A 7,015-nucleotide genomic window follows, 5' to 3' on the forward strand; every position below is an offset into this window, starting at 1 on the left:
ACATTCATCTCGCAAGGTAAGCAGAAAAACCTCAGTGCAACTCTCCGGGTTCAGCATCTCCAGTTACAAGCTCTTCTTTATTAGCTGTCTGCTGTTTCTGCTGGCGGGTTCCCTGCGTGCGGACTGGGATTTTATTACCATTAATCAGCGAACCGAGCAGCTTTATGGCCCGGCAACGCCCGATGCTCGCCGCCGGATAGATGAATGGCAGGCGCTGTTGGTGAATTCCCGTAATAAAGATGAAAAGGCTCTGCTGAGTAGCGTGAACCAATTTTTCAATGACCGAATGCTGTTTCGCGATGATATCGTCGTCTGGAATCAGGAAGATTACTGGGCAACCCCGATTGAAGCGCTACGTAAAGGCGCCGGAGACTGCGAAGATTATGCGCTTGCCAAGTATTTTACCTTGCGTCATTTAGGCGTCTCTGCGGACAAATTACGCATCACCTATGTTAAAGCGCTGCGTCTGAATAAAGCACATATGGTGGTGACCTATTACCCCACGCCAACCTCGATTCCGCTGGTGCTGGATAATCTGACCGACAAGATCCAACCTGCGACAGAGCGCAACGATTTAGTTCCGGTGTACGCCTTTAATGGCGGTGGTCTCTGGCTGCCGGGAGCAAGCGGCAGCAACAAACGCGTCGGTGACAGTAAACGACTTTCACGCTGGCAGGATGTCTTAACCAAAATGCGTGCCGAAGGGTTTTCAATTGAGGAGTAAAGGTAGGCTATGTCTCTATACAAACAACTACTGATAGCCATCTGCCTGTTTGTGCTAATTATTTTCAGCGGGAGTTTTTTCGTCAGCCTGGAAAATTCGCGTGAACAATACAATAACCAGCTTCACTCTCACGCACAGGATGCCGCGACCGCACTCGGGCTTTCCCTAACGCCGAATATTGATGACCCGGCGATGGTGGAGCTGATGGTTAGCTCAATTTTTGACAGCGGCTATTTTTCCAGTATTCGCGTGCGAGATTTAAAAACCGGCAACGTCACGCTGGAACGTACCGCATCGCCGGATATCCCTGACGTACCACTCTGGTTTGTCCGGTTAGTGAACCTTCAGCCCGGCGCTGGCGAAGCCATCGTCATGCGCGGCTGGGAGCAGGCCGCAAAAGTCGAAGTGGTCAGCCACCCGATGTTCGCGGTAACTCGACTGTGGCGCAGCAGCACAGCGACCTTCCTGTGGCTGCTTGGCTGCGGCACGCTGGGTGTACTCATCGGTGCGTTATTTCTGCGTCGCCAGCTACGCCCGCTCGACTACATTGTCGATCAATCGCTGGCAATTACCCGACGTGAATTCCTTAGCCAACCGGATTTACCCAATACGCCCGAATTCCGCCGCGTCGCGCAGGCGATGAACTTGATGGTTAGCAAACTCAAGACGCTATTTGAAGAGGAAGCGGAGCGGAGCGAGCGCTTACGTCAGGAAGCCTATCAGGACCCACAAACCGGATTGAATAACCGCCGTGCGTTTGACATGCAGTTCAATGACAAACTGGCCGATGAAGAAACTGCTCCCGGCTTTCTTATTATGATTCGCGTGCAGGATCTGGCGGGTATGAACCAGCGGCTGGGTGGTCAACGTACCGATGCACTGTTAGCCTCCGTCGGACATATTCTGCGCAAAACGCAAAAGCAGAATACCAATGCAGAGAGCCTGTTGGCGCGTATCCGCGGTGGGGAATTTGCGCTGTTCTGCCCGGGACTGGTCGATAAAGAAGCCTATGCACTGATTGGTGAGTTGACGCGTAACATCGAAACCTTACATCTGACAGGTGAAACCGACGTCTCCCCTGTCGCCCAATTCGGCATGGTACCGTTCCGCCCCGGCGACACCGCGCAATCCCTGTTTATTCAGGGCGATCAGGCGCTTACACAGGCCGAAAGCAATACCGATACCACTGCCCCTCACACGATGCCATCCGTCAGTGCCGAACAGGTCGAAACCGATCGTCACATGTGGTTTAACCTGCTCGATCCCATCCTTGAGCAGGAGCGTTTACAGCTTTTCCTGCAACCCGTCGTCGCGTGTGACGACACCAGTCAGGTATTGCATCACAAGGTACTGGCTCGTATTCAGGATGAGCAAGGGAACAGCATCGCCGCAGGCCGCTTCCTGCCGTGGATTCAACGCTTTGGCTGGGATACCCGTCTGGATCAGACCATGCTGCGTGAAGTATTGGATTATCTCCGCCAGCACGACGGCAACCTCGCGCTAAGTTTGTCTGGTACCACGGTTCTGAATCTTCATCTGCTCGCCGATCTGCTAGCCCCACTGAAGCATCAACCAGAGGTCGCCAAACGACTGATTCTGGAACTGGATGAGAATCAACTGCCAGACAGCGTTCAACTGGAAGCCTTAATCAAGCTGTTAAATGAACATGGCTGTGCACTAGGGTTACAACATTTTGGTGGGCGGTTTAATATGATTGGTAACCTGTCCCAGTGGGGGCTGGCTTACCTGAAAGTCGATGGCAGCTACATCCGCAATATTGACCAGGAAAGCGATAAGCAAATGTTTATCGAAGCGCTGTATCGCGCCACCAACAGCATTGCCCTGCCGCTCATCGCCGAACGTGTTGAAACCGCAGGTGAACTGAAAGTGCTTCAGGAAATGGGATTACAGGGCGCAATGGGACGGTTGCTGGGTGAACCGATGCCAGCGGTCAGAACCTGACGCCACATCGTTTGGATTCATTGCGTTTTAGCGACCCAGCTTCTCGCTATTCTATTGAGAAGCTGGGATCGACGTTAACATATTATCTATTCAGAACATCGTTTCTTCATCATCGCCAATCAGCTTGTTCAACCCGCCATTCAGCGCTTCACGCGCCTGCGCACGATTGATCAATTTCAGCTGCGCTGCCTGCGGGAAATCGGTAATGCTGACCACGCCTTTCTGAATCAAAACCTGAATTAAATCCTCCAGCACGCGCACCATTTCCAGATCGCTTTGCCGCAGTTGCTGCAAGCTGGACATCGCCGCCTGATGGCTACGGATCCAGGCCAGCGCCTCGCGCGAATCATCGGGTAATTCGCCATTCATTTCAGGAAAAGGACTCTTTTCTACCTTCATCAGGTGGCCATCACTGTCGCGCTGGATATAAAACATGTTCGGAGCCCCTTTAATTTTTTGATAAAGAAAGGAGCCAAATAGGCTCCTTTTCCCCTTCCCTATCAGCTAGATGGTTCAGGCTTGCTGACCAGACTCTCCAGCGACGGTAATGCACCGTTATAATGTTCCAACGTAATCGACACCGCAACTGTTCCGCCTTTATCCGCAGTAAAGTTCCCCGCAGTGCTGACTTCAATCGTCGGCGAGCCGTGATTATCCGTGATGCGAATATAGCGGCTAATATCAGTGCCTTCTTCCAGTTCGCCAACCAGATCGGTTAAATCAATCCGGTCGCCCTCTTTGGCATTAAAGTCTTTGATCACATCATTGCCGATATCACCAGCCTGCCACTTAAAGGTATCCGCGCCAGCCCCGCCGATGAGCGTATCGCTCCCTGCACCACCAATCAGGATGTCATCTCCGCTGCCGCCGTAGAGCAGGTCATTCCCCGCACCGCCATAGAGGGTATCATTGCCTCCCTGGCCGAAAAGGATGTCATCTCCATCGCCGCCGTTGAGTATGTCATTCCCTCCTTTCGACGACAGATCAAACTCTGCGCTGTGCGAGGCAATATAGTTATGCATGTCCTTCGTGGTCGGTACACCCGTTTGCATACCCAATTGCTTACCGATGTAGTTTTGTAAGGCAGCGATGCCGCTACCGTCGATATTAGGGAACGACACAACATCGCCGAACAGAACATCATCATTATACGTGCCGGATATCGTATCGTTACCTGCCGCACCGACACTCAATCCATACTGCTCAGCGCCTTCCGCTGAATAACCGGTTGCCGTATCGTGGTTGCCCATTTCTGTCGATGTCGCCTGCGCCACGACATTCAATTTACCCGCATCGGCTGGGACCTCAAGCGTAATCTTCCCGGCCAGCGTCTGGGCATCGTGCGCATTTTGAATCAGGTACGAACCATCAGCACCAACGGTATACTTCACATTATTGATCTGGTCAGTCAGCACCGTTCCCGTCGGGATCCCCGTCAATCTAATCCCTGACAGGGTTTCACTGCCATCACGGTCGGTCAGTGCCGCTGACACATCGAGCGTATAGGTCTGTTTCCCCGCCTGACCAGGTACTTTTTCCACCGTCGCACTATTGGTGCCGGGGGTATACGTCGAACCATCGCTGTAGATCACACCTTCGATATTGTTGCTGACCTGCTTCGTAAACGAGCCTGACTTGCCAGTGCTATCTGTATAATTGACCTTCAGCCCATCCAGCGTGTTGACCGACGTATTCGCGTTGTTGTTCGTGCTATTGGTCGCGTTATAGGTGTAACCCGCTTCCTTGACGACAAAAATGTAGTCTGCATGCGCATTGCTGCCGTTACTGGTGCGGTTACCGTTGAAGGAATCTAGATCGCGGTGATCCTTGCGATCGGCCGCCCAGTCACTCTGCCGATAAAAATAGCCGCTGGTAGAGTGCACAACGAAGATATCGCTGTAATTACCGTCGCCACTGGTGTTGCCCTGACTGTAATACGCCACCTTGCCGGTTCCAACCACGGTAGGCACCGAGTCCCCTTCGGTCAGCCAGACGCGGACACCGTTGCCGACCGCGACGATTTTTCCGTTTTGCACATCAAAACCACCGTTAGCACTTCCCCCATTCACCTTAATAACTTCCGCAGAGGCTGGCGTCGTGGTACCGCTGGTGGTGTTCAGGCTCACGACTGGTGCATCAGCAACTGGCGTAATGCCAATATGCAGTGCGGCTTTATCTCCCGTATTGCCTGCGCTATCGACAGGTCGGTAAGCAATGTCGCCCAGCGATGCTCCAGAGACATTCGTCGCAGGCGTAAAGCGCAGATCGGTGTTACCGGCCGTAAAGGTTTGACCCGCGGTGACCGCTTTCCAACTCCCACTATCGTTAAAATAGAGCGTGCCAACGCTGGCTGGAGGCAGAGACGAAATTACGATGCTTGTGGTATCACTCGATACGCCCAGATCGCTCCAGCCAATATGCAGCGGTGTGTCTTCCGTACCCGACACCGTGTTGTTGTGTGCGACTGGCGGCGTAATATCCATGGTCGCCTGGCTGTTATCATGCGCTTGGTTACCTGCTGCATCGGTCGCCGTTGCCCCTGCGGTAATCTTGCCTTCCGATAACGTACTCAGATCAACATTCGTCTGCCATTTACCGTTCGTCACAGGCACATCATGCAGCGTAACCGACTTACCATTCACATCGGTAAAGACCAGATCAACCATCTTCTCGTTGCTGGTACCGCTGACTAGGGTATTTTTCGACTCACTCTGGCTGACATATCCATCGTTACCGGCAAAATTCGTAATATCAATTTCTGGTGCAATGGTATCCACAGCGTATGCATGATGGGTATTCGCCGTCGTGGCGTTGCCCGCCGTATCACGCGTGGTCACGCTGGCGCTAATGTCACTATTACTCGCCAGTACAGAACCCGGAACATTCACGCTCCAGGTTTTACCATCAGGATTCACCGTGGTCTGGTAGGTTTCCGTGCCAACTTTAACGGTAACTGCATCACCGGCTTTAACCTCATTGCCGACCTTTCCGGTCACCGCGATGGTCTGTTTGGATTCGCTGGCGTTAATCACGTTATCGCTGGTGACATTGTCGATAGAGATCGATGCCACTGGCGCAACGGTGTCAACGCCATAAGCGTGACTGGTGTTGGCGGTAGTAACATTACCTGCGGTATCACGTGTGGTCACGGTCGCAGAAACATCACCGTTCGCGGCTAATACGGAGCCTGGAACGTTGACGCTCCAGGTCTTGCCGTCAGTATTCACCGTCGTCTGGTACGTCTCGGTACCAACTTTTACCGTCACCGCATCGCCGGCTTTCACTTCATTGCCGACTTTGCCCGTCACCGCGATGGTCTGACCCGACTCGCTGACGTTAATCACGTTATCGGACGTCACATCGTCGATAGTAATCGACGCGGTAGGCGCAACGGTATCCACACCGTAAGCGTGGCTGGTATTAGCCGTCGTGGCATTGCCTGCCGCATCACGCGTGGTGACGATTGCACTCACATCGCTATTGGCTGCCAGCACCGATCCCGGAACGTTAACGCTCCAGGTCTTGCCGTCAGTATTCACCGTCGTCTGGTACGTCTCGGTACCGACTTTTACCGTCACCGCATCACCCGCTTTGACGTCATTATCGACGCTACCGGTCACCGCAATCGTCTGACCCGACTCGCTGGCGTTAATCACGTTATCGCTGGTGACATTATCGATAGAGATCGATGCCGTTGGCGCCACCGTATCCACGCCGTAAGCGTGGCTGGTATTGGCAGTGGTTACGTTGCCAGCAGGATCGCGGGTGGTGACCGTGGCACTCACATCACCATTGGCAGCCAGCACCGAACCCGGAACGTTCACGCTCCAGGTTTTACCATCTGTATTCACCGTCGTCTGGTAGGTCTCGGTACCGACCTTCACCGTCACCGCATCACCCGCTTTAACGTCGTTATCAACCTTACCGGTCACCGCGATGGTCTGACCGGATTCGGCTGCGTTAATCACATTATCGCTAGTGACATTGTCGATAGAGATTGAGGCAATCGGCGCCACCGTATCCACAGCGTAAGCGTGGCTGGTATTGGCGGTGGTGACATTGCCAGCAGGATCGCGTGTCGTCACGGTCGCAGAAACATCACCGTTCGCCGCCAGCACCGATCCCGGAACGTTCACGCTCCAGGTTTTGCCATCAGGATTCACCGTGGTCTGGTAGGTTTCCGTGCCGACTTTAACGGTGACCGCATCGCCCGCTTTCACTTCATTGCCGACTTTGCCCGTCACCGCAATCGTCTGGCCCGACTCGCTGGCGTTAATCACGTTATCGCTGGTGACATTATCGATAGAGATCGATGCCACTGGCGCAACC

The 7,015-nt window shown here is 53.5% G+C and carries 4 protein-coding genes; 2 read left to right on the forward strand and 2 right to left on the reverse strand.

What is annotated here, in order from left to right; translation table 11 throughout:
* Window positions 1–34 precede the first annotated feature (34 nt).
* Both lapG and lapD read left to right on the forward strand, forming a co-directional pair.
* Window positions 35–724, forward strand: a complete 690-nt coding sequence (gene lapG, locus A0G03_RS10845; protein WP_048261533.1) for a cysteine protease LapG — start codon at window positions 35–37, stop codon at window positions 722–724.
* Window positions 725–733: 9 nt separating this feature from the next.
* Complete coding sequence (lapD, locus tag A0G03_RS10850) at window positions 734–2,686, forward strand: cyclic di-GMP receptor LapD (protein ID WP_048261534.1); 1,953 nt, start codon at window positions 734–736, stop codon at window positions 2,684–2,686.
* A 90-nt stretch (window positions 2,687–2,776) separates the two neighbouring features.
* On the opposite strand, the gene A0G03_RS10855 is transcribed toward lapD, so the two are convergent.
* On the reverse strand, window positions 2,777–3,121 hold the full coding sequence (locus tag A0G03_RS10855; RefSeq protein WP_048261536.1) for a hypothetical protein: 345 nt from the start codon (window positions 3,119–3,121) through the stop codon (window positions 2,777–2,779).
* Between the two features lie 65 nt (window positions 3,122–3,186).
* A partial coding sequence (locus tag A0G03_RS10860) for an Ig-like domain-containing protein (RefSeq protein WP_145951820.1) occupies window positions 3,187–7,015 on the reverse strand: 3,829 nt, incomplete at its 5' end.

It is taken from the genome of Pectobacterium peruviense, assembly GCF_002847345.1.
In the GTDB taxonomy this organism is placed as follows: domain Bacteria; phylum Pseudomonadota; class Gammaproteobacteria; order Enterobacterales; family Enterobacteriaceae; genus Pectobacterium; species Pectobacterium peruviense.